The 25433-nt window shown below is 60.1% G+C and carries 28 protein-coding genes and 1 tRNA gene; 14 read left to right on the plus strand and 15 right to left on the minus strand.

Features of this window, described 5'->3' with window-relative positions:
* Positions 1 to 86 precede the first annotated feature (86 nt).
* Positions 87 to 509, plus strand: coding sequence for an RNA polymerase-binding protein DksA (dksA, locus tag ACR0IM_RS00970; RefSeq protein WP_480589500.1), 423 nt, complete (start codon positions 87 to 89; stop codon positions 507 to 509).
* A gap of 71 nt (positions 510 to 580) precedes the next feature.
* On the plus strand, positions 581 to 1732 hold the full coding sequence (locus ACR0IM_RS00975) for an FAD-dependent monooxygenase (protein WP_480680563.1): 1152 nt from the start codon (positions 581 to 583) through the stop codon (positions 1730 to 1732).
* Positions 1733 to 1736: 4 nt separating this feature from the next.
* Here the strand turns inward: ACR0IM_RS00975 and xth are convergent, their stop codons facing one another.
* Both xth and ACR0IM_RS00985 read right to left on the minus strand, forming a co-directional pair.
* On the minus strand, positions 1737 to 2516 hold the full coding sequence (gene xth / locus ACR0IM_RS00980) for an exodeoxyribonuclease III (RefSeq protein WP_480680564.1): 780 nt from the start codon (positions 2514 to 2516) through the stop codon (positions 1737 to 1739).
* A 60-nt stretch (positions 2517 to 2576) separates the two neighbouring features.
* On the minus strand, positions 2577 to 2900 hold the full coding sequence (locus ACR0IM_RS00985) for a HesB/IscA family protein (protein WP_170325221.1): 324 nt from the start codon (positions 2898 to 2900) through the stop codon (positions 2577 to 2579).
* A gap of 76 nt (positions 2901 to 2976) precedes the next feature.
* On the opposite strand from ACR0IM_RS00985, the gene ACR0IM_RS00990 reads away from it, so the two are divergent.
* Entirely contained in the window at positions 2977 to 4119 is a 1143-nt protein-coding gene (locus tag ACR0IM_RS00990) for a deoxyguanosinetriphosphate triphosphohydrolase (RefSeq protein WP_480680565.1), read from the plus strand.
* Here ACR0IM_RS00990 and ACR0IM_RS00995 read toward each other — a convergent pair whose 3' ends face one another.
* Positions 4120 to 4671: a putative pterin-binding protein gene (locus tag ACR0IM_RS00995; RefSeq protein ID WP_480640200.1), complete on the minus strand. Its 552-nt coding sequence runs from the start codon at positions 4669 to 4671 to the stop codon at positions 4120 to 4122.
* A 132-nt stretch (positions 4672 to 4803) separates the two neighbouring features.
* Between ACR0IM_RS00995 and argS the strand changes: the two genes are divergently transcribed.
* From argS to ACR0IM_RS01025, 6 genes are all read left to right on the plus strand, one after another.
* On the plus strand, positions 4804 to 6549 hold the full coding sequence (argS, locus tag ACR0IM_RS01000) for an arginine--tRNA ligase (RefSeq protein WP_480680566.1): 1746 nt from the start codon (positions 4804 to 4806) through the stop codon (positions 6547 to 6549).
* 39 nt (positions 6550 to 6588) lie between these two features.
* The gene (locus ACR0IM_RS01005; RefSeq protein WP_480640202.1) at positions 6589 to 7701 is read left to right on the plus strand and encodes an SPOR domain-containing protein; all 1113 of its coding nucleotides are present in this window, start codon (positions 6589 to 6591) and stop codon (positions 7699 to 7701) included.
* Positions 7698 to 8705, plus strand: a complete 1008-nt coding sequence (nagZ, locus tag ACR0IM_RS01010) for a beta-N-acetylhexosaminidase (RefSeq protein ID WP_480640203.1) — start codon at positions 7698 to 7700, stop codon at positions 8703 to 8705. Before ACR0IM_RS01005 ends, nagZ begins: the two co-directional genes overlap by 4 nt.
* Entirely contained in the window at positions 8695 to 9489 is a 795-nt protein-coding gene (locus ACR0IM_RS01015; protein WP_480640204.1) for a segregation and condensation protein A, read from the plus strand. The genes nagZ and ACR0IM_RS01015 overlap by 11 nt, the downstream gene beginning before the upstream one ends.
* Positions 9482 to 10138 (plus strand): SMC-Scp complex subunit ScpB, encoded by a 657-nt coding sequence (gene scpB, locus ACR0IM_RS01020; protein WP_480680567.1) that lies wholly within the window; start codon positions 9482 to 9484, stop codon positions 10136 to 10138. Before ACR0IM_RS01015 ends, scpB begins: the two co-directional genes overlap by 8 nt.
* A 64-nt stretch (positions 10139 to 10202) precedes the next feature.
* On the plus strand, positions 10203 to 10427 hold the full coding sequence (locus tag ACR0IM_RS01025; protein WP_480640205.1) for a hypothetical protein: 225 nt from the start codon (positions 10203 to 10205) through the stop codon (positions 10425 to 10427).
* Here the strand turns inward: ACR0IM_RS01025 and ACR0IM_RS01030 are convergent.
* The 8 genes from ACR0IM_RS01030 to ACR0IM_RS01065 form a co-directional block, all read right to left on the minus strand.
* A complete protein-coding gene (locus ACR0IM_RS01030) occupies positions 10424 to 11503 on the minus strand; it encodes a 2'-deoxycytidine 5'-triphosphate deaminase (RefSeq protein WP_480640206.1) in 1080 nt (359 codons plus the stop codon). The two genes, ACR0IM_RS01025 and ACR0IM_RS01030, sit on opposite strands and share 4 nt — an antisense overlap.
* 61 nt (positions 11504 to 11564) lie before the next feature.
* Positions 11565 to 11641: transfer RNA gene (locus tag ACR0IM_RS01035), tRNA-Pro, on the minus strand.
* 61 nt (positions 11642 to 11702) lie between these two features.
* The gene (locus tag ACR0IM_RS01040; protein ID WP_480589476.1) at positions 11703 to 12323 is read right to left on the minus strand and encodes a MerR family transcriptional regulator; all 621 of its coding nucleotides are present in this window, start codon (positions 12321 to 12323) and stop codon (positions 11703 to 11705) included.
* 18 nt (positions 12324 to 12341) lie between these two features.
* A complete protein-coding gene (gene ihfA, locus ACR0IM_RS01045) occupies positions 12342 to 12644 on the minus strand; it encodes an integration host factor subunit alpha (RefSeq protein WP_008755922.1) in 303 nt (100 codons plus the stop codon).
* A gap of 96 nt (positions 12645 to 12740) precedes the next feature.
* Positions 12741 to 13712 (minus strand): beta-ketoacyl-ACP synthase III, encoded by a 972-nt coding sequence (locus ACR0IM_RS01050; protein ID WP_480640208.1) that lies wholly within the window; start codon positions 13710 to 13712, stop codon positions 12741 to 12743.
* 21 nt (positions 13713 to 13733) lie between these two features.
* Entirely contained in the window at positions 13734 to 14822 is a 1089-nt protein-coding gene (plsX, locus tag ACR0IM_RS01055) for a phosphate acyltransferase PlsX (protein WP_480589474.1), read from the minus strand.
* Positions 14823 to 14846: 24 nt separating this feature from the next.
* A complete protein-coding gene (gene rpmF / locus ACR0IM_RS01060; protein ID WP_008756996.1) occupies positions 14847 to 15053 on the minus strand; it encodes a 50S ribosomal protein L32 in 207 nt (68 codons plus the stop codon).
* A gap of 206 nt (positions 15054 to 15259) precedes the next feature.
* On the minus strand, positions 15260 to 15796 hold the full coding sequence (locus tag ACR0IM_RS01065) for a YceD family protein (RefSeq protein ID WP_480589473.1): 537 nt from the start codon (positions 15794 to 15796) through the stop codon (positions 15260 to 15262).
* A gap of 85 nt (positions 15797 to 15881) precedes the next feature.
* Between ACR0IM_RS01065 and ACR0IM_RS01070 the strand changes: the two genes are divergently transcribed.
* The 3 genes from ACR0IM_RS01070 to ACR0IM_RS01080 all read left to right on the plus strand — a co-directional run bounded on the left by ACR0IM_RS01070 (position 15882) and on the right by ACR0IM_RS01080 (position 19040).
* The gene (locus tag ACR0IM_RS01070; protein WP_480589472.1) at positions 15882 to 16358 is read left to right on the plus strand and encodes an outer membrane protein assembly factor BamE; all 477 of its coding nucleotides are present in this window, start codon (positions 15882 to 15884) and stop codon (positions 16356 to 16358) included.
* Positions 16359 to 16455: 97 nt separating this feature from the next.
* Positions 16456 to 17190 carry a GNAT family N-acetyltransferase gene (locus tag ACR0IM_RS01075; protein WP_480589471.1) on the plus strand — a complete coding sequence of 245 codons (735 nt, stop codon included), beginning with the start codon at positions 16456 to 16458 and terminating at the stop codon, positions 17188 to 17190.
* 41 nt (positions 17191 to 17231) lie between these two features.
* Positions 17232 to 19040, plus strand: a complete 1809-nt coding sequence (locus ACR0IM_RS01080) for an ABC-F family ATP-binding cassette domain-containing protein (protein WP_480680568.1) — start codon at positions 17232 to 17234, stop codon at positions 19038 to 19040.
* On the opposite strand, the gene ACR0IM_RS01085 is transcribed toward ACR0IM_RS01080, so the two are convergent.
* Together ACR0IM_RS01085 and ACR0IM_RS01090 are read right to left on the minus strand one after the other, a co-directional pair.
* A complete protein-coding gene (locus ACR0IM_RS01085; protein ID WP_480680569.1) occupies positions 19037 to 19588 on the minus strand; it encodes a sugar O-acetyltransferase in 552 nt (183 codons plus the stop codon). The two genes, ACR0IM_RS01080 and ACR0IM_RS01085, sit on opposite strands and share 4 nt — an antisense overlap.
* 9 nt (positions 19589 to 19597) lie before the next feature.
* A complete protein-coding gene (locus ACR0IM_RS01090; protein WP_480680570.1) occupies positions 19598 to 20353 on the minus strand; it encodes a 3-hydroxyacyl-CoA dehydrogenase in 756 nt (251 codons plus the stop codon).
* Positions 20354 to 20562: 209 nt separating this feature from the next.
* On the opposite strand from ACR0IM_RS01090, the gene ACR0IM_RS01095 reads away from it, so the two are divergent.
* Positions 20563 to 21414: a hypothetical protein gene (locus tag ACR0IM_RS01095; protein WP_480680571.1), complete on the plus strand. Its 852-nt coding sequence runs from the start codon at positions 20563 to 20565 to the stop codon at positions 21412 to 21414.
* Between the two features lie 86 nt (positions 21415 to 21500).
* Here the strand turns inward: ACR0IM_RS01095 and tyrS are convergent, their stop codons facing one another.
* Together tyrS and ACR0IM_RS01105 are read right to left on the minus strand one after the other, a co-directional pair.
* Entirely contained in the window at positions 21501 to 22754 is a 1254-nt protein-coding gene (gene tyrS, locus ACR0IM_RS01100; protein WP_480680572.1) for a tyrosine--tRNA ligase, read from the minus strand.
* 92 nt (positions 22755 to 22846) lie between these two features.
* Positions 22847 to 24112, minus strand: a complete 1266-nt coding sequence (locus tag ACR0IM_RS01105) for an MFS transporter (protein ID WP_480680573.1) — start codon at positions 24110 to 24112, stop codon at positions 22847 to 22849.
* Positions 24113 to 24323: 211 nt separating this feature from the next.
* On the opposite strand from ACR0IM_RS01105, the gene ACR0IM_RS01110 reads away from it, so the two are divergent.
* Positions 24324 to 25427: an anhydro-N-acetylmuramic acid kinase gene (locus ACR0IM_RS01110; RefSeq protein WP_480680574.1), complete on the plus strand. Its 1104-nt coding sequence runs from the start codon at positions 24324 to 24326 to the stop codon at positions 25425 to 25427.
* The last annotated feature ends 6 nt before the right edge of the window (positions 25428 to 25433 follow it).

Here is a 25433-nt window from a genome sequence, read left to right on the forward strand (position 1 = left end):
TCAGATAAACGCTCCGCAGAAGGGAGAGCCAAATGTCTGGTGAAACAACTGCAACCGACGTTTCTGGCCATACCGAGGGAGCAAAGATGAAGCAGGAAGTTTTTCTGCCGGAGGATTACTGTCCGGCCGAAGATGAGCCTTTCATGAATGACCGTCAGCTTGAGTATTTCCGCCGCAAGCTGCTGGATTGGAAGAATGAACTTTTGGCGGGCAGCCGCGACACGATCGAAGGGCTGCAGGGCAACACCCGTAACATTCCGGACGTTGCTGACCGCGCAAGCGAGGAAACCGACCGCGCGCTGGAGCTGCGCACCCGCGACCGTCAGCGCAAGCTGGTGGCCAAGATCGACTCGGCCCTGCGCCGCATTGACGAGGGTGAATACGGCTATTGCGAAATGACGGGCGACCCGATCTCGCTGAAACGTTTGGACGCGCGTCCGATCGCGACCATGACGCTTGAGGCGCAGGAGCGCCACGAGCGCCGCGAAAAGGTCCACCGCGACGATTGATCGCTGGAAAACTCGGGAAAACACCAGCGCCGGGGCCTGTGGCCTCGGCGTTTTTGCGTTAAGGCGGTGCCATGAATATCGACGGTCTGAAATTCAGTGTCATCGGCGGCGGCATCGGCGGGCTGGCGGCTGCTCTGGCGCTGCGGCACCGCGGTGCGCAGGTGACTGTTCTGGAGCAGGCTCCGGCCCTGACCGAGGTCGGCGCAGGATTGCAGATCAGCGCCAACGGTGTCGCGGTTCTACGGGCGCTTGGCGTGGTGGGGAGCGTGCCCGAGGACGGGCAGCTGTCCCACGGAACGACGCTGCGCGATTATCGCAAGGGCCGCGTGATCAGTAGGGTTCCTGCGCCTGCGGCTGGTCCGACCTACTATTACCACCGTGCCGATCTGCTGGACCTGTTGCACCGGGCGGCGCGGGATGCGGGGGTTGATATCCGGCTTGGCGCGCGCGTGACAAAGGTTGTCAAGCACCCAAGCGAGGCCGATGTGGTGCTGGAGGGCGGCGAGCGGTTGCGGTCGGAATGCGTCATTGCCGCAGATGGCGGGCGCAGCACGATCCGACCGATCCTGAACGGCACCGAGGCACCTCAGTTCACCCATCAGGTCGCTTGGCGGGCAACGATCCCCTGGTCGCAACGCGAAGAGATGCCACGTGCATCGCTGACTATGGGTCCTGGGCGCCATGTGGTCACCTATCCGCTGCGCGATCAGCGTCTGATGAATGTGGTGGCGATTGAAGAACGTTCGGACTGGCGCGAGGAAGGCTGGCGTCTACAAGGCGACACCGATGATCTGCGCGCGCGCTTTGCAGATTTCGGCGGCCCGGTGCACGATATTCTGGCCGAGGTGACCGAAACCCACCTGTGGGCCCTGTTCCTGCGCCCCGTTGCGCAAAGCTGGCAAAACGGGCGTTTAGCGCTGCTGGGCGACGCGGCCCATCCCACGCTGCCCTTCCTGGCGCAGGGCGCATGTCTGGCGCTGGAGGATGCGTGGATTCTGGCCCGTGCTTTCGAAGATCAATCGGGTGTGAAACAAGCCCTTACCGCCTATGAAACGCAGCGCCGCCCCAGGGCAAGGCAAGTTGTTGCCTCCGCCGGAGCAAATGCGCGCAAATTTCACCTGCGCGGACCAATGCGATTGGCGGCGCAGATGGCTCTGATGGCCGTTGGGGCTCAATTGGCGAAGAAATACGAGTGGATCTATAGCTTCGACGCGACGGCGTGAACAGTTACAGGTCGAGGTCAACCCAGACCGGCACGTGATCCGAGGGCTTTTCGTGCCCGCGCACCGCTGAATCAATCTGACAGTCGCGCATCAGATCGGCAGCCTGCGGTGTCAGCAAGAAATGGTCGATTCGAATGCCGTCATTCTTGTTCCATGCCCCGGCCTGATAGTCCCAAAAGGAATAGTGCCCCGGCCCCTGAATGCGCGCTCGAAAAGCCTCGGTGAACCCAAGGTTCAACACTTTGCGAAACGCGGCGCGGCTTTCGGGACGGAACAGAGCGTCCTCGCGCCAGGCATCCGGACGGGCTGCGTCCTCGGGCTGTGGGATGATATTGTAGTCGCCCGCCATCAGCGCCGGTTCCTCGCTGGCCATCAGGTCACGCGCGCGGTAATAAAGCCGCTCCATCCACGCCAGTTTGTAATCGTATTTCGGACCTGGGGCCGGGTTGCCGTTAGGCAGGTACAGCCCGCAGATACGCAGCGCCTTTTTGCCAATTACCGTGGCCTCGATCCAGCGCGCCTGTTCGTCATCGTCGTCGCCGGGCAGGCCGCGAGATACGTCTTCAAGCGGTAGCTTTGACAGGATTGCCACGCCGTTGAAGCTTTTTTGCCCATGCGTTTCGACGATATAGCCGCGTTCCTCGAAAATCTCGCGCGGGAAGTTTTCGTCGACCGACTTGATCTCTTGCAGCAGTACAACGTCGGGCTGCGCATCATCCAGCCACCGCGGAAGGGCCTCGGCCCGCGCTTTGATGCCGTTGATGTTGAACGTGGCGATTTTCATGCGCGATCCTCCGGCTGGCTGCCGGTCGATCTATCCCTCAACCGCGCGGGCAGGGCAAGGTCACATTGAAAATGAAGTACCGCAACCGCAGGACGAGGTGGCGTTTGGGTTCTCGATCACAAACCTTGCGCCGATCAGTTCCTGCGTGAAATCGATTACGGCGTTTTCCAGAAACGGCAGTGAAATCGAGTCGACAATCACCTTTTGGCCTTTGCCTTCCAGTACAAGGTCGTCCTCTTTGGGTTCATCCAACGCGATTTCGTATTGAAATCCGGAACATCCGCCGCCTTCCACTGCGACGCGCAGGGCCTGACCCTGATCCGCTGCACCGATTTCGGCGAGGCGGTCAAAGGCGCGTTCTGTGACTGTGGGGGGCAGATTCATGCCAGTCTCCAAAGGTTTATTTCCTTTACTCCTTACAATATAGAAAGTGCAAGGACAGGCGACAAGGATATGGCCTTTGGACAGAGCAGGTTTTGCCTCGGACCCGGGCCGCGCAAGAGGGCGGCTTGTTCCAGAGGAGGAAAGCAGTTTCCGGTCATGCTTTCAGCGCGACCGGGACAGGATCATTCATGCCAGTGCTTTTCGGCGGCTCAAACACAAGACGCAAGTGTTTGTGGAGCATGAGGGCGACAGCTACCGTACACGTCTGACCCATTCCATCGAAGTGGCACAAGTGGCGCGCACGATTGCTGGCGCGCTTGGCCTGAACCCGGAACTTACCGAGGCAGTGGCGCTGGCGCATGACCTGGGGCACACACCCTTCGGCCATACCGGAGAAGACGCTCTGCACGCGTTGATGGAGCCCTATGGAGGGTTCGATCACAACGCGCAGGCCATTCGGATCGTCACCAAGCTGGAACGGCACTACGCCGAATTCGACGGTTGCAACCTGACTTGGGAGTGTCTTGAAGGCATTGCCAAACACAACGGGCCGGTCGAAGGAGAGTTGCCGTGGGCGTTGGCCGAGTGCAACGAAGGTTTCGATCTTGAGCTGCACACGCACGCCAGTGCCGAGGCGCAGGTGGCCGCACTGTCAGACGACATTGCCTACAACAACCACGATCTGCTGGACGGTCTGCGGGCCAACCTGTTTACGGATGATGAAATCCAGCAATTGCCGATTGTGGGCGACTGCTATGCAGAGGTGGACCGGAAATACCCTGGTCTGGATCCGTATCGCCGCAGGCATGAAGCGCTTCGCCGGGTGTTTGGCGTCATGGTGTCAGATGTGATCGACACCTCGCGCGGGCTGATCGCCGCGTCAGGGGCGCAGACAGTCGAGGAGATCCGGCACTTGGGATTTCCGGTGGTTCAGTTCTCCAACGGTTTGTGGGCGCGGCTCAAGGAAATTCGCGCTTTTCTGTTCACGCGGATGTACCGCGCGCCCAGTGTGATGGAGGTGCGCGCAGAGGTCAGTGCAGTCGTGCAGGACTTGTTCCCGATATACCTTAATGATCCCAAGCAGATGCCTGCGCGCTGGCACGAAGATATCGAGGCGGCCGGCGATGAAACGGCGCTCGCCCGGATTGTGTCGGACTATATAGCCGGAATGACGGACCGCTTCGCGCTACAGGATCACAAAAGGCTGACGGCCCGGTAATTACTCAACCCCGATATAGGCCAGCGCCCACACCTGTTGACCAGATTGTTTTTGCGCCAGTTCCGCATCTTCGGTCGGGGGAAAGACGATCATGGTTGGGCCGTATCCGCCAATTCCCATCGGAGCCCCGTCGGCATGGGTGGCAACAATGGGCTGATGCGCGGTGACGCTCTCCCAAGCGATTTCGGACTGATAACCATCCAATGCCATTGGCTTTGCGGTTTTGCCCGCGGCACCCGCCATCGTCATCACGTCCGACAGCAGCGGGCCCGAAAACGCGATGTCGCGCTGATTGCCTTCGGGGCCGTAGGTGATCGTGATTTCGACCTGTTCCAGATCATCCAGCAGGGCGGCGTCAAACCCGGCGGCTCCGTCGTGCTGAACCTCAAGATACCCCAAAAGGCCGCCGTCATTCTCACCCCGGGCCGGCAGGTTGGTCTCGGTGACCGCTCCGCCAAGTGTCAACAGAACGTGACCCTGAGGCGCAGGCATCTCGGCCCAGACCGGCAGCGATGTGGTCAGGGCGATGGCAAGGGGCAGGGCTAGGCGCATGAAACGGTCTCCGGGTTCGTATTTCCTGTGACCTTAGCCCCGTTTACGGTTAATCCAAGCGGAAACTGATCGCTTGCATTGACCTTGCTGCTTTGCGTGGTAAACCGCCGAGCAAGCAAAAGGACATCCGAAATGAACCTGTTTTCCGAGATCCGCGGCCTTGTATTGGACGCGCTGGCACAGATGCAGTCCGAAGGCGCGCTGCCCGAGGGGCTGAGCTTTGACAACGTGGCGGTCGAACCGCCGCGCGACGCCGCGCATGGCGACATGGCAACCAACGCTGCGATGGTGCTGGCGAAACCGGCCAAGATGAAACCGCGCGACATTGCCGATGTGCTGGCCGGGAAGCTGGCGGCGGATGACCGGATCACCAGCGCCGAGGTGGCGGGGCCCGGCTTTTTGAACCTGCGGCTTGCGCCGTCGGTCTGGCAGGGTGTGCTGGCAGCGGTGCTGGGGAAGGGCACCGACTATGGCCGCTCGACCATGGGTCATGGCCAGAGGGTGAACGTGGAATATGTCTCGGCCAACCCGACCGGTCCGCTGCATGTGGGCCATACGCGGGGCGCTGTGTTCGGTGATGCTCTGGCGAGCCTGCTGGCCTATTCCGGCCATGACGTGACCCGCGAATACTACATCAACGACGGCGGCGCGCAGGTGGATGTGCTGGCGCGGTCAGCGTACGAACGATATCGCGAGGCCAATGGCCTGAGCCCTGAGATTGCCGAAGGTCTCTATCCCGGTGACTACCTGATCCCGATCGGTGAGGCGCTGAAAGAGAAATACGGCGACAGCCTGATCGACAAGCCCGAGGCCGAGTGGCTGGATGAACTGCGTGAGTTCTCGACCGACGCGATGATGGATCTGATCCGGGCCGACCTGAAGGCGCTGGGTGTCGAGATGGATGTGTTCTTCTCGGAGAAATCTCTTTATGGCACGGGCCGGATCGAGGCTGCGCTTCAGTCCCTGACCGAAAAGGGCCTGATTTACGAAGGAGTGCTGGAACCACCCAAAGGCAAAAAGCCCGAGGATTGGGAACCGCGCGAGCAGACCCTTTTCAAGTCCACCGAGCACGGTGATGACGTCGACCGCCCGGTCAAGAAATCGGACGGCAGCTGGACCTATTTCGCCCCGGACATTGCCTATCACTATGACAAGGTGACCCGCGGATTTGACGCTTTGATCGACGTGTTTGGTGCGGACCATGGCGGCTATGTCAAACGGATGAAGGCAGCCGTTTCGGCTCTGTCCGATGGTAAGGTGCCGTTGGATATCAAGCTGACCCAGTTGGTGAAGCTGTGGAAAAATGGCGAGCCGTTCAAGATGTCCAAGCGGGCAGGGAACTTTGTCACCCTGCGCGATGTGGTCGATCAGGTGGGCCCGGACGTGACCCGCTTCGTCATGCTGACCCGCAAGAACGACGCGCCCCTAGATTTCGATTTCGATAAGGTGCTGGAGCAGAGCCGTGAGAACCCCGTGTTCTACGTGCAATACGCCCATGCCCGCGTCATGAGCGTGCTTCGCCGCGCGGCTGAGGCAGGGATTGCCGCCGATGATGCGACCCTTATCGGGGCGGATCTGAGCAAGAACGACCATGCCTCGGAACTGACCGTGGCCAAGAAGCTGGCCGAATGGCCCCGCCTGGTTGAGATTGCCGCGCGCACCAACGAGCCGCACCGCGTTGCCTTCTATCTGTATGAGCTTGCGGGGGACTTCCACGCGCTGTGGAACAAGGGCAACGATGAAACCCAACTGCGGTTCATCCAGGATGGCGATGTTGCCACAAGCCAGTCAAAAATCGCATTGGCCCGGGCTGTTTCTGTTGTGATTTCAGCGGGCTTGGGTATTCTTGGCGTCACTCCGGCGCAGGAGATGCGGTAACTAACACCGCCCGAACCGCCGGAACGAGGCAGACAAGAAATGACCCGCGCGCCATGTTTTAAGGCGCTATCGGGCGGTGAGGCGGATATGGCAAGTTACGATTACTCGGGGCAGATGCGCCCCGAGCAGATGCATTACACGAATCAACCGAATCCTGAGGATGGGTACGAGTATTCCGACGACATGCACGGATATGAAGAGGCCCCGCGCGCAGCGGGGCTGAGCCGTATCGTCAATGCGATGGGCGCGGTTGCGTCCCTTGCTCTGGTCGCCGGGATCGGCGTTTGGGGCTACAAGTTGGTGATGCGCGATGTGTCCGGTGTGCCGGTCGTGCGGGCCATCGAGGGGCCGATGCGCGTTCAGCCCGATAACCCCGGCGGAACGCCTGCGGATCATCAGGGTCTGGCCGTCAACGCCGTGGCTGCGGTGGGAACCGCCGCACCGCCTGCGGACCGTCTGATCCTTGCGCCGCGCCCAGTTTCACTGACCGATGAAGACACGCCGGTTGAACCTCTGAAACCCACTCCGGCTGTGCATGTGGTTCAGGAAGAGATATCCAACCAAGAGGCCGCCGAGCTGCGTCAGGATACGGTGGATGCTCTGGTTTCCGAGCTGGCAGGGGACGCGGCCCGGATTGACGAACCGACGGCCGAAGGCGTGCAACTGGCTGCCTTGTCCTTGCCCGACGAAGAGCCTGCAATCGATCCCACGGATCTGGCCGCACAACTGCCCGATCCAGAACTGGCCGCATTGCCTGGGGTCCGCCGGTCTTTGCGCCCGATCACGCGCCCGGCCCGCGCAACGCCCAGCCGCATCACTCCGAACAGCAGCACCGAAGACGCGATCAATGCCGCCGTCAAAGCTGCTGTTGGGGTGGATATTGATCCTGACACGCTGTCCAAAGGCACCCGCATGGCGCAGCTTGGCGCTTATGAAAGCTCGGACGTGGCGCGCGCCGAATGGGATCGACTGAATGGCCAGTTTGGGGATTATATGGATGGAAAACAGCGTGTTATCCAGAAAACCTCACGCGGCGGACGGACCTTTTATCGGTTGCGCGTTCTGGGGTTTGACGACCTGAGCGACTCGCGTCAGTTCTGTGCTGCGCTTGAGGCGAGCGGCGCCGATTGCATCCCGGTGGCCGCTCGGTGAGTTTTGGTGCGGCCATTACCGACGCCGAAGGCCTGCGCCTGACGCCACAGGAAAAGAGACTGTTTCGCGAGATGAACCCGTTCGGGTTCATTTTGTTTGCGCGCAATATCGACAGCGCCGATCAGGTCCGGACCCTGTGCGATGAATTCCGCGATGCCGTGGGCCGCAATTGCCCCATCACAATCGATCAGGAGGGCGGTCGGGTCCAGCGCCTGCGCGCACCACTGGCCCGCGAATGGCTGCCACCACTGGATCACGTTGCGCGGGCCGGGGAACAGGCCGAACGGGCGATGTATCTGCGGTATCGTCTGATCGCCGATGAGCTATTCGGGCTGGGTATTGACAGCAATTGCGCCCCGATGGTTGATCTGGCGCGGGACAATACGCACGCGTTTCTGAAAAACCGCTGCTATGGTTCTGATCCCAAACAGGTTTCGCGGCTGGGAAAGGCCGTTACCAGGGGCCATCTGGATGGCGGCGTTTTGCCCGTCATCAAGCATATGCCGGGCCATGGTCTGTCCACGCTCGACAGTCACCACGACCTGCCACACGTGGACCTGACACAGGACGCGCTGGAACAGGTCGATTTCGTGCCGTTCCGCGATCTGAACGATCTGCCGATGGGGATGACGGCGCACCTGGTCTATGACCGGATCGACCCGCAACCAGCGACGATCTCGCCGACAATGATCGGCCTGATCCGCGACAAGATCGGGTTCGACGGGTTGATTATGACCGACGATATCTCGATGAAGGCCCTGAGCGGTGCGCCCGAGGACATTGCCCGTCAGGCGCTGGACGCGGGGTGTGATGTGGTTTTGCACTGCAATGGCACGTTTGACGCCCGCGCCAAGGTGCTGGACGCGGCCGGACAAATGACCGAGCAGGCCGCGAAGCGCGCAGAAAAGGCGCTGACGATGCGGCAAAAGCCTGCGGAACTTGACATCCAGGCCGCCGAGGCGGAACTATCTGCCCTAATGGGCGGGCAGGTATATGAACGATAATCTTTTCAGCGAAGACCCGGTCTCGGTCGCGGATCGCCTTGCGGCCGAAGCACTGATCGTTGACGTCGACGGCTTCGAAGGCCCGCTGGACGTGCTGCTGACCCTGTCGCGCACACAAAAGGTTGACCTGCGGAAAATCTCGGTACTGGCGCTGGCGCAACAATATCTGGCCTTTGTCGAAAAGGCCCGAGCACTGCGGATTGAACTAGCGGCTGATTATCTGGTGATGGCGGCCTGGCTGGCTTTCCTGAAATCCCGTCTGTTGCTGCCGCCGGACCCGGATGACGAAGGCCCGTCGGGTGAGGAACTGGCAGCGCACCTGGCCTTTCAGTTGGAACGCTTACAGGCTATGCGGGATGCCGCCGCCCGCCTGATGGCACGCGATCAGCTGGGCCGCGATTTTTTCAAACGCGGGCAGGGCGAGGACGTCACCCGCATCCGCACCGTGACTTATTCTGCCACTCTGCTGGACCTGATGCAGGGCTATGCCCGCATTCGCACGCGTGACGAATTCCGGCCTTTTGTCATGGACCGCGACGCCGTATTCACGATGGAACAGGCGCTGGAACGGATGCGCCCTCTGATCGGGTTTGCCGGTGCCTGGACGGATATGGAGACATATTTGCCCGAGGGTTGGGACGCCGACCCGGTCCGGCGCCGGTCGGCCACGGCGGCGACCTTTGCAGCCTCGCTGGAGTTGGTGAAAGAAGGACATATGGAAATCAAGCAAAGCGAAACCTTTGCCCCGATCCATCTGCGTAAGAGGACCGAAACTCGTGACTGACGCCCCCGAAGACGAAGGCACCGGCACCCTGTTCGAAGCTCCGCCCGTTGCGGAACAGGAACGTATGGTCGAAGCCGTGCTGTTCGCCAGTGCTGAACCGGTGACGGTTGGTGACCTTGAAGCCCGTATGCCCCATGGCAGCGATGCAACACAAGCGGTTGAAATGCTTCAAAAACGCTATCAAGGGCGTGGCGTTCGCGTGGTCCGCGTGGGCGAGGCCTGGGCCATCCGCACAGCCCCCGATCTAGGCTTTCTGATGCAGAAGGAAACGGTTGAGACTCGAAAGTTGAGTCGGGCCGCCATCGAAACGCTGGCCATCGTTGCCTATCACCAGCCCTGCACCCGGGCTGAGATCGAGGAAATCCGCGGCGTTTCGGTTTCGCGCGGGACCATCGACCAATTATTGGAAATGGAGTGGATCCGGCTGGGCCGCCGCCGCATGACACCGGGCCGTCCGGTGACCTTTGTGGTGACACCGCATTTCCTCGACCATTTCGGGCTGGAGAACGCCCGCGATCTACCAGGCCTCAAGGAATTGCGCGCCGCAGGGTTGCTTGAAAACAGGCCACCGCCGGGCACTATTCCCTTGGGGGAAGGGCGTGAGGACGAAGAAGACGAGGATCAGACCGAATTGTTCGAGGAAGAGTGATCACATAGCCCTTTTGTTGTCACATGAGACCCCTATGTTGGACAGCAGGAAACGGAGTTGAGCAATGAACGCCAATCGGATCATCGACATGATCGTACGTCAGGTCATGCGCCGCCTTGTCAGTAAGGGTGTGGACAAGGGCTTTGACATGGCCAGCCGTATGGGTGGAAAGTCGGATCAACAGCCTGACGACCCCAACCGCGCGAACAGCAGTGGCCCGCACCCGTCGCAGAACCTGAGACAGGCACAGCGGATGACCCGCCAAATGCGCCGGTTCATGAAGTTCTAGCCAACAGCCTTGAAATGTTTGGACAGTTTCAGCCCCTGTCCCTGATAGTTTGACGCAATGCCCGCGCCGTATAGCTGCGTGGGCATTTCTGCCATCTTCTCATAGACAAGCCGCCCGACGACCTGGCCGTGCTCCAGCACGAAGGGCGCCTCGTGGCAGCGTACTTCCAGTACACCGCGCGACCCGGCACCGCCGGCTTCGGCGTGGCCGAAGCCGGGATCGAAGAAACCGGCATAATGCACCCGGAACTCACCGACCATCGCCAGATAGGGGGCCATTTCGGCGGCGTACATCGGTGGGATGTGAACGGCCTCGCGGCTGACCAGAATGTAGAACGCACCGGGGTCCAGAATAATGCGGCCATCGCGGGTGCGTACCTCTTCCCAGTATTCCTGAGGGTCGTATTCGCCGATCCTGTCCAGATCGATGACGCCGGTATGCGGCTTGGCGCGGTAACCCACCAGATCGGTGTCGGGCAGTTGCAGGTCGACGGAAAAACCCAACCCATCCTGAATTACCGCCGGGCCATCGACCAGCGGCGACTCGTTGTGGAGCGCCATCAACTCTGCATCGCTGAGCACCGCCTGACCCTGCCGGAAGCGTATCTGATTCAACCGCATTCCCGGACGCACCAGAACCGAGAATGAGCGCGGACAAATTTCGGCATATAGCGGTCCGGAATAACCCGCCGGCACTCGGTCAAATTCCGTGCCGCCATCGGTGATGGTGCGGGTCAGTAGGTCAAGCCGCCCGGTAGAGCTTTTGGCGTTGGCAACAGCGGTCACGCTGGCGGGCAAGGCCAGCGATTCCATAAGCGGCACCAGGTAAACGCAGCCTTTCTCAAGCACGGCACCGTCGGAAATGTCTATGCGGTGCATCTCGAACTCGGCCAGGCGGTCGGCGACCGAGCGCCCTTCGCCTGCCAGAAACGACGCGCGGACGCGGTAAGCTACTGTTCCCAGGCGTAAATCCAGGCTGGCCGGTTGAACCTGAGCAGGGATGATCTGAGGGCTGGAAGTGATTTCACCGCGTTCAATCATGCCTTCGATCTGTTGGTTTGGGCATACGCCAGTCATTCCGATCCCCCCTGATGCCAGAGCGGGATCTGGCCTGTCTGCCATAAACGTCGGTGTGATTTGGTCGGGCTAGCAGGACTCGAACCTGCGACCTTCCGTCCCCCAGACGGACGCGCTACCAGGCTGCGCCATAGCCCGACGTTGAGGTGTTCATAAAGACTTTCCCGGCGGGGGCAAGAGGAAATCATCGCCTTTTTTCTTATCCCGCCGATCGGTTTTCAATGCGGTTCAGAACGGCGCGCAGATCTTTGGCCACCGGTGCAATCTGTTTCAGCAACTGGTCGTCGAATTCGGTTCGATTCCACGCCTGCGTTGCGATTCCTCCCAGCAGGGGGCTTTCATCCAGATATTCAGGCGCGGCCATCGGGGTGGTTTGTTTCGGTGCTGGGGGACTGGGCGGCGGGGTCTCTGCTGTTTGCGGGGACGTAGGTTCGGGAGATGAGTCGCCCAAATCCAGATTGATCTGTTCGCTGGTCGGCGCAGAGTTTGAGTTGAAGGGTACGACAACGCTGTCGTTTTTCGGGGCTTCTGGCTCGGCCACCTCGTCCAGCCCCTGCGAAAGCGCCGCAACATATGCCACGCCCTGTTCGCGCAGGATTCGTTGAACGCCCTTGATGGTGATACCATCCTCGTGCAGCAGTTTTTTGATGCCACCCAGAAGGCGCATGTCGTTGGGCCGGTAATAGCGTCGACCCCCGGCGCGTTTCACCGGTTTGACCTGATTGAAACGACTTTCCCAGAATCGCAGGACATGAGCCTGAACGCCCAGCCAATCCGCAACTTCACTGATCGTGCGAAACGCGTCGGGGGACTTGCTCATAACCTTGCCGTCCTGATCTTATTTGCGGTTCCCTGCCGCGACGCGATCCTTCATCAGGTGCGACGGGCGGAAAGTCAGAACCCGGCGGGGCTGAATCGGAACCTCTTCGCCGGTTTTGGGGTTACGGCCGATCCGAGCGGTCTTGTCCCGAACGCTGAAAGTGCCAAAGGATGAAATCTTTACCTGTTCGCCACGCACCAGCGCATCGGACATGTGGTTCAGAACGCTTTCGACCAGTTGCGCGCTCTCGTTGCGTGACAGGCCAACTTCGCGAAAGACGGCCTCGCTCAGATCCATTCTGGTCAGTGTTTTATCGCCCATACCATTTCCCCTGTTGATACCAAAGAATATGGTGGAGGCAATTTCACTGTCAATATCAATGAATTGCAGGCCTGTGTGTAAGCCGTTTTGCGCCGGTTACCAGCGCAGGACAACCGCACCCCAGGCCAAACCGCCACCAATGGCCTCGGTTACGATCAGATCGCCTTGCTTGATCTGGCCACGCTGTTTGCCCACCGACAGCGCCAGAGGAATTGACGCGGCTGAGGTGTTGCCGTGGTCCTGTACGGTGACGACCACGTTTTCCATCGGCAGGCCCATTTTCTTGGCAGTGCCCTGTATGATGCGGATATTGGCCTGATGCGGCACGATCCAGTCGACATCCGAATTGCCAAGGCCCGCGGTCTCCAGGGCGGTTTCCGCAGTTTTTGTCAGTTTTTCAACGGCATGGCGGAAAACCTGATTGCCCTGCATCCGCAAATGGCCGGTCGACTGAGTCGACACGCCGCCGTCCACATACAGCAGGTCCTTGTACCGGCCATCCGAGTTCAGGTCGGTGGCCAAAACGCCGCGATCATCGGATGTGCCCGTGCCTTCTTGCAGCTCAAGAACCAGCGCACCGGCACCATCTCCGAACAGCACGCAGGTCGATCGGTCGGTCCAATCCATGATTCGCGAGAAAGTCTCGGCCCCGATGACCAGAACCCGTTTGGCCTGACCGGACAGGATCAGAGCGTTGGCGTTGCTGAGTGCAAAGACGAAACCAGCGCAGACGGCCTGAACGTCAAAGGCAAAGCCCTTGGTCATGCCCAGACGCGCCTGAACCATGGTTGCAGCAGACGGGAATGTCAGATCGGCAGTCGAGGTTGCCACAATGATCGCGTCGATGTCTTCCGCAGTCAGACCCGCATCGGCTAGCGCGGCCTCGGCGGCTTTGGTGGCCAGATCCGAAGTGGATTCATCATCGGCTGCAAAATGGCGGCGTTCGATCCCCGAGCGGGTCTTGATCCACTCATCCGTTGTATCGAGCGTCTTTTCAAACTCGGAATTCGGAACGACGCGCTCTGGCAAATAATGTCCGACACCTACGACAACTGAACGGCCTGCCATGCTTGGGTACTGCCTTTTTTGTTATTCGCCGGCCTTTGGCGGCGTGTGGGCGGCATCTTGTGCAAGCTCGGCTGTTGATGCAACCCGTGCCGCCAATTTTTCGGCGAAGCCAGACTGGGCGAGGGTAAAGGCCAGTTTGACTGCCGCTGAGACTCCGGTGGCATCGGCGCCACCATGCGACTTGACCACGATTCCGTTGAGGCCAAGGAATACCCCGCCATTCACACGGCGCGGGTCGATACGTTTTTTCAGACGGTTGAGCGATGTGATCGCCAGAACCGAGGCCAAGCGCGATAGGGGCGAGTATTTGAACGCCTGACGTAACAGGTCGCCAATCAGGCTGGCCGTGCCTTCGCCGGTCTTGATCGCGACGTTGCCGGTAAAGCCATCGGTTACAATGACATCTGCCTTGTCACCGGGAATGTCGCTGCCTTCGACGAAGCCGACAAATTCGAAATTCGCCTGCTCTGCGAACTCGGCGATCATTGCGTGGGCTTCTTTCAGCTCGGCGCGGCCCTTGTGTTCTTCTGTGCCCACATTCAGCAGGCCTATGCGCGGACGTTCCAGCGCCATGCCGTTACGGGCATAAGACGCGCCCATCAGCGCGTATTGCAGCAGATCCTTGGCGTCGGCCCGCACATCCGCGCCCACATCCAGCATCACGTTGAACCCTTGCGGGTTGCGCGACGGCCACAGAATCGCAATTGCCGGGCGGTTCACGCCCGGCAATTTACGCAACCGCATCATCGACAATGCCATCAGCGCGCCGGTATTGCCGCAGGAGACGGCGCCATGGGCTTCGCCATTGCGCACCGAATCCAGCGTCGACCACATCGAGGTCTGTTTGCCGTTGCGGACAACCTGGCTGGGCTTGTCCTCCATCGTGACTACGTCGGGGCAATCACGAAAAACGACGCGCCCCTGCAGGACACGCCGTTTGGCGACAAGTTTGCGCAGCCTTTGCTCAGGCCCGTGCAGGATGAACGCGATGTCGGGGTTTATGTTTGCCGATTTGGCGATGCCCGCAACCACGGTTGCGGGCCCCGAATCTCCGCCCATAGCGTCAACCGAGATGGTAATCCGTCCGGCGTGCGTGGGCTGTTCAGTCATGCCTTGCCTTCGCTTTTAAAAGGCTTAGGCCGCGTCTTCGTCCAGATCGATTTCGTCGGCTTGTGCGACGACTTCACGATCATCGTAGTGACCGCAGGACGCGCACACGTGGTGCGGGCGCTTCAGCTCGCCGCAGTTCGGGCATTCGTTCGGGTTTGCAGCAACCAGAGCGTCGTGTGCGCGGCGGTTGTTGCGACGCGACTTGGAAACTTTGTTCTGTTGGACGGCCATGGTCTCAACCTTTGTCTAACTAAGGGCCGACAGATTCGCTGTGGCCGGGTTTCATTCTTCGTTTTTCTCGTGGTTTGACGCGCGTTTAGGGTACGAGCCCCACGTTGTCCAACCCAAATTCCGATGAGCGCGCGAAAATACTGCGATTCTCGGTATGTTCAAGCGATTTTTCTGAGCGCCTGCTATGACAGGAAAACAGACCTATGTCACTCGTCTTTTTTCAACGCATCGCGCAATCCTGCCAACCCGGCAAACGGCTTGACGTCTTCATCGGTCATCGCCTGTTTTCCCGGCTCGGTAAAGTCGGCCTGGCCCAGCTCGGCGCCTTCTTTGCGCGGGTATTGGGGCAGGGCCAGCGACAGCGCCTCGATCATCACAAGTGCCGGGTCGATCTCAGCGCCCAATTGTTCAGTCTCGTCATTTTCGGGGATTTCGAACTCGGGCTCTTCGGGATCAACCCAGTCGGCAATGAATACTCGGGTTACGGGGATGTCGATGCGGGTGGTCACCGGTTCCAGAGTCACCACGCAGGGCTGAACTACTGTAGCGCCCAATTTTGCATTCAGCGCCCAGTCGCGTTTGCCCTGTGCCCTTACGTCACCCACAAAGCTGAGTTTGCGCAGGCCAAGCAAGCCCAAGTCGTCCCTTATCGCCTCCAACGCCTTGTTGTCCGGGCGCAAGTCAAAAGGCGTGGCTGCGTTTTGGGGCAGGTCGGCCACCCGCAGAGATGTCTGGTTGCTCATTCGTGACCCTTTCCTGTGTTGAACCGGGGCTGCGGTTTGATGTAAGCGGATAGGGCCCGCAAAGGGCCAAGGCAAGAGGGTGTAAATGTTGAAGGTTGTGAACAGGTTGAAACCGGCGTCCAGAACGCTTGTCTTTGCGGCCTGTCTGGCGGCGGCCAGTGCATGTACTCCGGTCTTCAAGAATCACGGGTATATCCCGCCCCCTGAGGATCTTGCCGAGATCAAAGTGGGTGTCGACACCCGTGACAGTGTTCTCGAAACCGTTGGTGCGCCAAGCTCATCCGGAGTGGTGCGCGATTCCGGGTTCTATTACGTCCGGTCACGCGTTCGTCACTATGGCCCGAAAAAACCCGAAGTTGTCTCGCGTGAGCTGGTGGCAATCAGCTTTGATGACCGTGGCGTCGTTCGGAACATCGAGCGGTTCGGGCTTGAGGACGGTATCGTTGTTCCGCTGGATCGCCGCATTACCGAATCGACAATTCAGGGTCAGGGCTTTATTCGTCAGCTCTTGGGCAACATCGGCAACTTCAACCCAGCCAATATTCCCGGCGCGTCGCAGTAACGAATGCCATACCTTGCTATGGTCACATGGCAGTCACACATGATGTGATAGTGACACAGCAAGACGTAACGGGTCAGCAACCGCGGAGGATGCGACCATGGCACTATTGCTTGGTAAAGGCCGATATCGCGCGCGATTGGCGCAGACACCGCAGGATGTGACGGCTGCCCAGCGGTTGCGCACGATGGCTTTCGGATCCGATCAGACTGATCAGGACGCATTCGATTCGATCTGTGCCCATATCCTGGTCGAAGATATGCGAGAAGGCAGGCAGTTGGTCTGCTGTTTTCGTATGCTGACCATGGAAGACGGCTCCGAGATCACCCGCAGCTATTCGGCGCAGTTTTATGACCTTTCTGCCCTTCAAGGGTTCACAGGGCGGATGGTCGAGATGGGACGCTTCTGCATTCATCCCGACTGGACCGACCCGGACATTCTTCGCGTCGCATGGGGGGCAATGACGACCTATGTCGATCAGAACAACGTCGAGATGCTGTTTGGCTGTTCCTCTTTTGCAGGGACGGAAACAGCGGATTATCTTGATGCCTTTGCCATGCTGAAACAAAGGCATTTGGCGCCAAAACGCTGGCTGCCGCGGGTCAAGGCACCGGATGTGTTTCGCTTTGCCGCCCGTTTGCGCCGCCGCCCGGATGAGAAAATGGCAATGCTGCGGATGCCACCCTTGCTGCGCACCTACCTGATGATGGGCGGCTGGGTCAGTGATCATGCGGTGGTGGATCGCCACATGAACACACTGCATGTCTTCACCGGGCTCGAGATTGGCGCGATTCCGCCGGCCCGGAAACGTCTGCTGCGGGCAGTGGCCAGGTAATCCAAGTTGACGCTTCGGTCCTGCCGGTTTAGCTGGCAGGCATGGCGAGAATTCCTTTGTTGCAGATGTCCGGCATATCCCTGACTTTCGGGGGCGATCCGGTGTTTTCCGAACTTGATCTGGTGGTTCAACCGGGCGACCGCGTGGCGCTGGTCGGGCGGAACGGGTCCGGTAAATCCACATTGATGAAAGTGATGGCCGGTCTGGTTGAGCCTGATCGCGGCGATATCGTGGTGCCTCCGGGCAAATCCGTCGGATACATGGAGCAGGACCCCGGTATGAAGGGATTTACCACGCTGGGCGACTACGCCTCGAGCGGGTTGGAGCCGGGCGAGCTGTACAAAGTTGAACGCGCCGGCGAAGGACTAAAGTTCGATCCTTCGCGTCCGGTCGAAACCGCTTCGGGCGGTGAGCGGCGGCGGGCGGCACTGGCAAAGCTGATGGCCGAGGCGCCCGACTTGATGCTGCTGGACGAGCCGACCAACCATCTGGATATCGAGGCCATCGCTTGGCTGGAACGTGAATTGGGTGCAACGCGGACAGCCTATGTGCTGATCTCGCACGACCGCGCGTTTCTGCGCGCTTTGACCCGCGCAACGCTGTGGATCGACCGGGGCATGGTGCGGCGGCAAGAGCAGGGGTTCAGCGCCTTTGAGGCGTGGCGCGATAAGGTCTGGGAAGAAGAAGACCAGCAGCGCCATAAGCTGAACCGCCTGATCAAGTCCGAGGCCAAATGGGCCGTTGAGGGCATCAGCGCCCGTCGCAAACGCAATCAGGGCCGGGTGCGGGCATTGCAGGCGTTGCGGGCCGAGAAGGCGGCGCAGATCAAGCGGCAGGGTTCAGCGGCGATGACACTGGAGGCAGGGCCGAAATCCGGACGAAAGGTGATTGAGGCTAAAGGGTTGGCCAAGTCTTTTGACGCGCAGCAGATTGTTCGGAACTTTGATCTTTTGGTGCAGCGCGGCGACCGTGTAGCCTTTGTCGGCCCTAACGGTGTGGGTAAGACGACGCTGTTGAAGATGTTGTTGGGGCAGGAGCAACCGGATGAAGGCTCGGTGACACTGGGCACCAATCTCGAAATCGCGGTTTTCGACCAGACCCGTGCGCAGCTGGACCCCGAAATGAGCCTGTGGGACAGCCTGACCGGCGACCCCGAGATGCGAGTGTCGGGTAAGGCCGATCAGGTGATGGTCGGAGGGCAACCCAAACACGTGGTCGGCTACCTCAAGGAATTTCTGTTCGACGAACGGCAGGCAAGAGCGGCCGTTAAGTCTCTGTCAGGTGGCGAAAAAGCACGGTTATTACTGGCCAAGCTGATGGCAAAGTCCTCGAACCTGCTGGTGCTGGACGAACCGACCAACGATCTGGATGTCGAGACTCTGGACCTGCTGCAGGAACTGTTGGACGATTATGACGGTACCGTCCTGCTGGTCAGCCACGACCGGGACTTTCTGGATCGGGTCGCCACTACTACCATCGCGATGGAGGGCAACGGCCGCGCCACGGTCTATGCGGGCGGGTGGTCGGACTATATCGCGCAGAGGGGCGACCTTCTTCCGAAGAAGGAAGAAAAAATAAAGCCCTCTAAGTCGAAGATAAAGCAGGAGAACCCGTCGAAATCGGGTCTGTCCTTCTCGGAGAAGCACCGGCTGGACAAGCTGCCCGCCGAGATCGAACGCCTTGAGGCCGAGATCGGCAAGCTGGAAGAACTCATGTCTGACCCCGAGCTGTTCACCCGCGAGCCGGTCAAGTTCCAGAAGGCGACCGAAGCACTGGTCGAACGGCAGGAAAAACTGGCCGCCGCCGAGGAAGAGTGGTTGACGCTGGAAGAAAAGGCCGAGGGCGCTTAGGTTCGGTGCAGCGGTCGGGCAGGGTTGCCGACCACCGTTTCTCCGGCAGCGATGTCTTTGGTTACGATGCTGCCCGCGCCGATGGTCGCGTTGTCGCCGATGGTGACGCCGGGCATCAGGATAGCACCTCCGCCAACCCACACATTCCGGCCAATGGTCACAGGCAACCCAATTTCCAGACCCTGCGCCCGTTCGGCCGGGTCTTGAGCGTGCTGGGCGCAATAGATCTGGACGTGCGGGCCGAACATCGTGTCGTCACCGATGCGCACAGGTGCGGTGTCCAGAACCACGCAACCGGCATTGAAGTAAACCCGCGCGCCGAGGTGAATGTTGATCCCATAGGCGCAGTGGAACGGGGCCTCGAAAAAGCAATCCGGTCCGGTGCTGGCCAGCAGCGCCCGTAAGTCCGGTGCCATCGCACCGCGGCTATCCGGTGGACAGGTGTTATGCGCATGAACCACGCGACGGGCTTGCGCGCGCAGGGCGTCCAGTTCCGGGTCCAGACAGCAATACCACTGCCCGGTCTGCATCTTTTCCCGTTCGGTCATGCACCAGACTTACCGCATCCGCAGGGCACCGTCGATGCGGATGACCTCTCCGTTCAGGTAACCCATTTCGACGATGAACCCGGCCAGCCGTCCGTATTCACGCGGGTCTCCCAAACGGGCCGGGTTGGGGACATCGGCGGCCAGTTGCTGTTGCACCTCTTCGGGAAGGCCGGCCAGCATAGGGGTCATGAAGATGCCCGGCGCGATGGCCATCACCCGAATTCCGGTCGAGGCCAGATCACGCGCCATAGGCAGGGTCATTCCAACTACGCCCCCTTTCGAGGCCGCATAGGCCGACTGTCCCTTTTGCCCGTCAAACGCCGCGATCGAGGCGGTATTGATGATCACCCCGCGCGCGCCATCCGGTTCGGGATCGTTCTTGGCCATTTCGACCGCTGCCAGACGCGAGACGTTGAAGGTTCCGACCAGATTGATATCGATGGTGCGTTGGAACGCGTCCAGTGGGTGGGGGCCGTCTTTACCGACCGTCTTGATGCCATAGGCAATGCCGGCGCAGTTTACGGTAGCCGTGATCCGACCCATCCGATCCGTCGCCTGTGCAATCGCCGCCGCGACTGAGGTCTCATCAGTTACGTCCGTCTCCGCGAAATACCCACCGATTTCCGCGGCAACCTGAGTGCCGCGTTCTGCGTCACGGTCAAGGATGGTGACCTGTGCGCCCTGATCCGCGAAATGGCGGGCGGTGGCTTCACCCAGGCCCGAGGCACCGCCGGTGATGACCGCAGCTGTGGTCGACAATTGCATGAAAGATCCTTCCTCTCAGGATATGAACGTATGTTCATTTAATCCGACGGTTTAGATTTTGTCCATCATTTTGACGCCAGTTTTCCGGGAAATCAGGCATTTCTCAAACCTTTCTCAGAAGACCTTTAACCATGCTTAATGCGCGGGTCTCACATCGATATCAGGCGAAATGACGCGTCCAAAGGGCGTCGTGCAAGGAGACAATCGTTATGGTTAAGAGTTTGAAGGTTGGAATTCCCGTGCTGGTGACAGCACCGTTTCTGACAATGATGGCGGCAGGCAGCGCCGCTGCAGCACCCGAGGTGTGCAACTGGAAAACGGCGCGGGACACGGCAAATCGCGGGGACTATCAGGCGATGTGCGATTGCCAGCAGGTGACGCCCAGCTTTCTGAAACGTCTGCAAACGCGGCAGGATTTCCCAGTGACACTGCGCAACACAACCGCGCAGTGCCCGGGTTTGGCAGCTTTGCTGACGGACCAGCCGACAGGCTCGATCAGTGCGTCGGAAAACCGGGGTGAGGCGCGGGGCAATGATCAGTTTGCGGGCTTCGACTCTGACAATGGAAATGACTCGGGTTCGGGCGGCGGAGGTGGGGGTGGTAACCCCGGTAACGGTGGTGGCGATCCCGGTGATGGCGGCGGTGACCCTGGCGATGGCGGAGGTGGTCCCGGTGATGGGGGTGGCAATCCCGGAAATGGCGGCGGCAACGGCGGCAACAACGGCGGCGGCAACGGCGGCAACAACGGTGGTGGCAACGGCGGCAACAATGGAGGCGGAAACGGCGGCAACAATGGTGGTCCCGGCAACGGGAACGGAAACAACGGAAACTCTGGCAATGGCGGAGGAAACAACGGCGGATCCGGCCCCGGAACCGGCAACGGTGGGGGCAACAACGGTCACGGGAATGGCTCTGGCCAAGGCGGCGGGGGTCACGGCAACGGTGGCAGCAACGGCGATGGCAAAGGTGGCGGCAAAGGTGGCCACGGTGGCGGCAAAGGTGGCCACGGTGGCGGCAAAGGCGGCGACGGAAAAGGTGGCGGCAAAGGCGGCAAACGCTAAACCCGCGGATGTTTCAAGCTGAAGTGGTTAAAATAAAAACGGCCACCCGTTTTGGGTGGCCGATTTTTTGTGAGTTTCCGCGGGGATTAGCCTAGTTGCACAAGCGCGTGCCGTTTCTTACCCGCGCTGAGCTTGATCGGGGACGACAGCGCGCCTGCGTCGATCATCAGCCCGGCATCAGTCAGCGGAGCGTCATCCAGCTTGGCACCATTCTCGGCGATCAGGCGCTTAGCCTCTTTCCCCGACTTCGCCAGACCCGACTTAACGATAATCTGCACGATGGACATGCCGTCGCCCAGTTCAGCAGGGCTGAGGGTCAGGGTGGGAAGATCGCCCCCAACACCGCCTTTTTCGAACACTTCGCGCGCGGTCGCTTCGGCGGTCGCGGCGGCTGTGGCCCCGTGGGCAAGGGTGGTCACCTCGTTGGCAAGACGGATCTTGGCTTCATTGATTTCGGACCCTTGCAGCGCACCCAGACGGTCACACTCATCCACCGGCATTTCGGTGTAGAGCTTCAGGAAGCGCCCGACATCAGCATCGGTGGTGTTGCGCCAGAACTGCCAGAACTCATAGGGCGAGCGCATGTCGGCGTTCAGCCAGACTGCACCGTCCTGAGACTTGCCCATCTTCTTGCCGTCGCTGGTGGTCAGCAGGGGTGAGGTCAGGCCATAGATTTCGTGGTCCAACACGCGGCGGGTCAGGTCTATGCCGTTGACGATATTGCCCCATTGATCCGACCCGCCCATCTGCAGAACGCAGCCATAACGGCGGTTCAGCTCAAGGAAGTCATAGGCCTGCAGGATCATGTAGTTAAACTCGAGAAAGCTCAGCGACTGTTCGCGGTCCAGCCGCGATTTCACGGACTCAAACGAAAGCATGCGGTTGACCGAGAAATGTCTCCCGATATCACGCAGGAAATCGAGGTAGTTCAGACCGTCCAGCCATTCGGCATTGTTCAGCATCAGCGCCTTGTTCTCGGCGTCGCTGTCATAGTCGATATAGGCCGAGAACACCTTTTTGATGCCCGCGATGTTTTCGTCGATCTGTTCGGGACCCAGCAGCGGACGCTCATCCGCGCGGAAGGACGGGTCGCCCACCTTGGTGGTGCCGCCGCCCATCAGGGTGATCGGCTGGTGGCCGGTTTTCTGGAACCAGCGCAGCATCATGATCTGGATCAGGCTGCCCACATGCAACGACTTGGCCGTTGCATCAAAGCCGATATAGGCTGGCTTGCATCCACTCATCAGCGCTTCGTCAAGGCCCTGATAATCGGTGCAGTCGGCAAGAAAGCCGCGCTCGATCATCGTGGCGATGAAATCCGATTTGGGATGGTAGGTCATAGCGTGCCCTTTGGGTAGAAGTTGCGGGGCACTGTATAGGCGGCGCGTTGGGTAAGGAAAAGGCACCTTTTCCAACATTACGCGGGCCTGTGTCAGCTTTTGGTTGGTGGCAAGCGGAAGGCATATAGCATTGCGATCAGATTCAGTACCGCCAGCGCAATGATCGGCGTCACTGGGTCGTGTAGATGTGCCACTGCACCAAGGATTGCGGCAAAGACCATCCCGACCAGACCGGCACTGACATCTCCGAGGGCAACCAGATACGGGCGTTCCTTTTCCGAGGTCATTTCGATGATGTAGAGGTAGCGTCCATAGATCACGCCGTTCCCGCCCAATGACAGCAGCAGGATGACCAGAGCATAGATCCAGACATTCTGCGCATAGCCCATGAAGGTGAAGGCCAGTGCCATGATGGCCGAAACCGCCGAGATCAGGCATCCCAGCCACATCACCGGCTTGACCGAGATCCGTCCGCTGAGCCAGCCCCAGATGATCGAGCCGAGCACCATCCCCAGACTGGCCGCCATGACGAAGTAACTCAGCGAGTGTTTGGTCCCTACATGGAACGTCGCCGCATGGATCGTGTAAAAGGGCATCGCCAGTTCCACCGAGACAAAGATCAGCCGGGCCGTCAAAAACTTGCGATACCACCCGTAGGCCATGCCGGTTTTGAACCCGGTCACTAGCTCGACCAGCGGTTTTGGTTTTGCCTTCGGAGCAGGCGCGTGGATCTGTTCCTCTTCCAGCAGGCGGACACCGGCAAAGCTGACCCCGGCGGCGAACATCGCAATGACCCCACACCACAGAACGACGATATGGCGCTGCATCGGTAGGTCCGAGGCCAGAAGGTCCCGGGTCACCCAGACAACAAGGATGGCCAAAATGCCCGATATCGTAGCCTGCGCGAATACCATCCGGTTGCGTTTCTCATTGGGGACGGAAATGCCGTAAATCTGACTGGTGCCCAGACTGGTGATGCCTTGACACAAACCCATGACCAAAGCGGTCGTGAGGAACAGCAGCACTATCATTAAATTGGGCAGATTGGTCGCGAACAGGGCCACGATGGCCAGAATCCCAGCGGTCAGGATGTTGGGCACGTAAACTGCCAATTTCGCGCGGGTCACCCGATTGATGAATGGAGACATAAAAATCTCGGCGATCAGCCGCGACCCGGTCACGAAAGGCAACAGCAATCCGGCGAAAAACGTTGGTGCGCCCAGGGCCAGATACAGGAACGGCAGTACCAGATTGGGATTCACCAACTGCCCGCCAATCGTCGCCAATGATCCGGACCAAAAGATCAACTGGTAATTGCGCCCCTCGGCGGGTTGCTTGGGTGTCTGTGTGTCCGTCATGGCAGTCCGTTTGAGATACAGATAGGCTCAATGGTTACTCAGCCCGTGTCTTCGTGCAACTGTCCCGATGGGTGCGATGTGGTTACAGGCGCGCAGGTTGCGTCAAAAATACACGCGAAAGGTGCATTCTGGCTTGCCTTGGACTGCCTGAAACGTGCAGGTTTGGCGCGCCGCGTCGTGCAGACGACGCCAATAAACACAAGAGGTGAGCGTGAACCGGGCCATCAGGAAAAGCGGGCCGATCAAGGCCCTGGGTGCGATGTCTGGAACTTCGCTGGACGGTGTGGACACGGCAGTGGTCGAAACCGACGGAAACAGGATCATCGGCTTTGGCCCCAGCGGCTATCGCGCCTATTCCGATGCCGAGCGCGCCGATCTGCGCGCCGCCCTTGGCCAATGGCACGGCCCGGCGGTGGACCGGGCGGCCGAATTGGTGACCTTTGCCCATGCCGAGGCGCTGTCGGAGTTTGAAGACGTCGACTTGATCGGTTTCCACGGCCAGACCCTTGCGCACGAACCAAGCGGACAGGGAACGTTGCAGGTGGGTGATGGCAAAGGTCTGGCGCAAGCGCTGGGCGTGCCAGTGGTCTGGGATTTCCGCAGCGATGACGTGGCGATGGGGGGCGAGGGCGCTCCGCTGGCGCCGTTCTTCCACTTTGCTTGTGCCAAGTGGATCGGCGCTGCCGAGCCGCTTTGTTTTCTGAACCTCGGTGGGGTCGGGAACCTGACCTATGTAGACCCCAGCTTTGACGGGCCCGAAAAGCCGGGCGCGCTGCTGGCCTTCGATACTGGCCCCGCAAATGCGCCTGTGGACGACCTGATGCAGGCTCGGCTTGGCCTGCCGATGGACCGCGACGGCGCAGTCGCGCGGGGCGGGACGGTTGAAACCGGGGCGCTGGAGCTGTTTCTGGCCGAGCCGTTCTTTACCCGGATGCCGCCAAAGTCGCTGGACCGCAACGATTTTGCCGAGATGATCGGACTGGTGCAGGAGCTTTCTGACGCCGATGCCGTGGCCACCCTGACGGGAATGTGTGCAGTCGGCGTGGTGCAGGGGATGGAGCACTGCCCAAAACCGCCTTCGCGCGTGCTGGTGACCGGCGGCGGACGCCACAATCCGGTGCTTATGGAAATGCTGCGGGTGTCGCTCGAGTGTCCGGTTGAACCGGTTGAGGCCGTGGGTCTGGACGGCGACATGCTCGAGGCGCAGGCATTTGCCTATCTGGCCGTGCGCGTGGCTAGGGGGCTGCCGACCTCTTGCCCGGGTACGACGGGGGTCAAGGCCCTGGTCGGAGGCGGGGTGTTGAGTGCGGTTTGAGGTTGA

The sequence above is a fragment of the Ruegeria sp. BF6 genome (assembly GCF_056538665.1).

Excerpts from the sequence above, each read along its gene's own strand:
- ACR0IM_RS01030 (WP_480640206.1), bottom strand. The coding sequence starts at position 11,503 with ATGACTGGCGTATGCCCAAACCAACAGATCGAAGGCATGATTGAACGC.
- ACR0IM_RS01015 (WP_480640204.1), top strand. The coding sequence starts at position 8,695 with ATGAACGATAATCTTTTCAGCGAAGACCCGGTCTCGGTCGCGGATCGC.
- ACR0IM_RS01050 (WP_480640208.1), bottom strand. The coding sequence starts at position 13,712 with ATGGCAGGCCGTTCAGTTGTCGTAGGTGTCGGACATTATTTGCCAGAG.
- ACR0IM_RS00975 (WP_480680563.1), top strand. The coding sequence starts at position 581 with ATGAATATCGACGGTCTGAAATTCAGTGTCATCGGCGGCGGCATCGGC.
- ACR0IM_RS01105 (WP_480680573.1), bottom strand. The coding sequence starts at position 24,112 with ATGACGGACACACAGACACCCAAGCAACCCGCCGAGGGGCGCAATTAC.
- argS (WP_480680566.1), top strand. The coding sequence starts at position 4,804 with ATGAACCTGTTTTCCGAGATCCGCGGCCTTGTATTGGACGCGCTGGCA.
- plsX (WP_480589474.1), bottom strand. The coding sequence starts at position 14,822 with ATGACTGAACAGCCCACGCACGCCGGACGGATTACCATCTCGGTTGAC.
- tyrS (WP_480680572.1), bottom strand. The coding sequence starts at position 22,754 with ATGACCTACCATCCCAAATCGGATTTCATCGCCACGATGATCGAGCGC.
- ACR0IM_RS01005 (WP_480640202.1), top strand. The coding sequence starts at position 6,589 with ATGACCCGCGCGCCATGTTTTAAGGCGCTATCGGGCGGTGAGGCGGAT.
- ACR0IM_RS01070 (WP_480589472.1), top strand. The coding sequence starts at position 15,882 with ATGTTGAAGGTTGTGAACAGGTTGAAACCGGCGTCCAGAACGCTTGTC.
- ACR0IM_RS01095 (WP_480680571.1), top strand. The coding sequence starts at position 20,563 with ATGGTTAAGAGTTTGAAGGTTGGAATTCCCGTGCTGGTGACAGCACCG.
- dksA (WP_480589500.1), top strand. The coding sequence starts at position 87 with ATGAAGCAGGAAGTTTTTCTGCCGGAGGATTACTGTCCGGCCGAAGAT.
- rpmF (WP_008756996.1), bottom strand. The coding sequence starts at position 15,053 with ATGGCCGTCCAACAGAACAAAGTTTCCAAGTCGCGTCGCAACAACCGC.
- ACR0IM_RS00985 (WP_170325221.1), bottom strand. The coding sequence starts at position 2,900 with ATGAATCTGCCCCCCACAGTCACAGAACGCGCCTTTGACCGCCTCGCC.
- ACR0IM_RS01025 (WP_480640205.1), top strand. The coding sequence starts at position 10,203 with ATGAACGCCAATCGGATCATCGACATGATCGTACGTCAGGTCATGCGC.
- ACR0IM_RS01080 (WP_480680568.1), top strand. The coding sequence starts at position 17,232 with ATGGCGAGAATTCCTTTGTTGCAGATGTCCGGCATATCCCTGACTTTC.
- xth (WP_480680564.1), bottom strand. The coding sequence starts at position 2,516 with ATGAAAATCGCCACGTTCAACATCAACGGCATCAAAGCGCGGGCCGAG.
- ACR0IM_RS01040 (WP_480589476.1), bottom strand. The coding sequence starts at position 12,323 with ATGAGCAAGTCCCCCGACGCGTTTCGCACGATCAGTGAAGTTGCGGAT.
- ACR0IM_RS00995 (WP_480640200.1), bottom strand. The coding sequence starts at position 4,671 with ATGCGCCTAGCCCTGCCCCTTGCCATCGCCCTGACCACATCGCTGCCG.
- ACR0IM_RS01075 (WP_480589471.1), top strand. The coding sequence starts at position 16,456 with ATGGCACTATTGCTTGGTAAAGGCCGATATCGCGCGCGATTGGCGCAG.
- ACR0IM_RS01085 (WP_480680569.1), bottom strand. The coding sequence starts at position 19,588 with ATGACCGAACGGGAAAAGATGCAGACCGGGCAGTGGTATTGCTGTCTG.
- ACR0IM_RS01065 (WP_480589473.1), bottom strand. The coding sequence starts at position 15,796 with ATGAGCAACCAGACATCTCTGCGGGTGGCCGACCTGCCCCAAAACGCA.
- ACR0IM_RS01090 (WP_480680570.1), bottom strand. The coding sequence starts at position 20,353 with ATGCAATTGTCGACCACAGCTGCGGTCATCACCGGCGGTGCCTCGGGC.
- ihfA (WP_008755922.1), bottom strand. The coding sequence starts at position 12,644 with ATGGGCGATAAAACACTGACCAGAATGGATCTGAGCGAGGCCGTCTTT.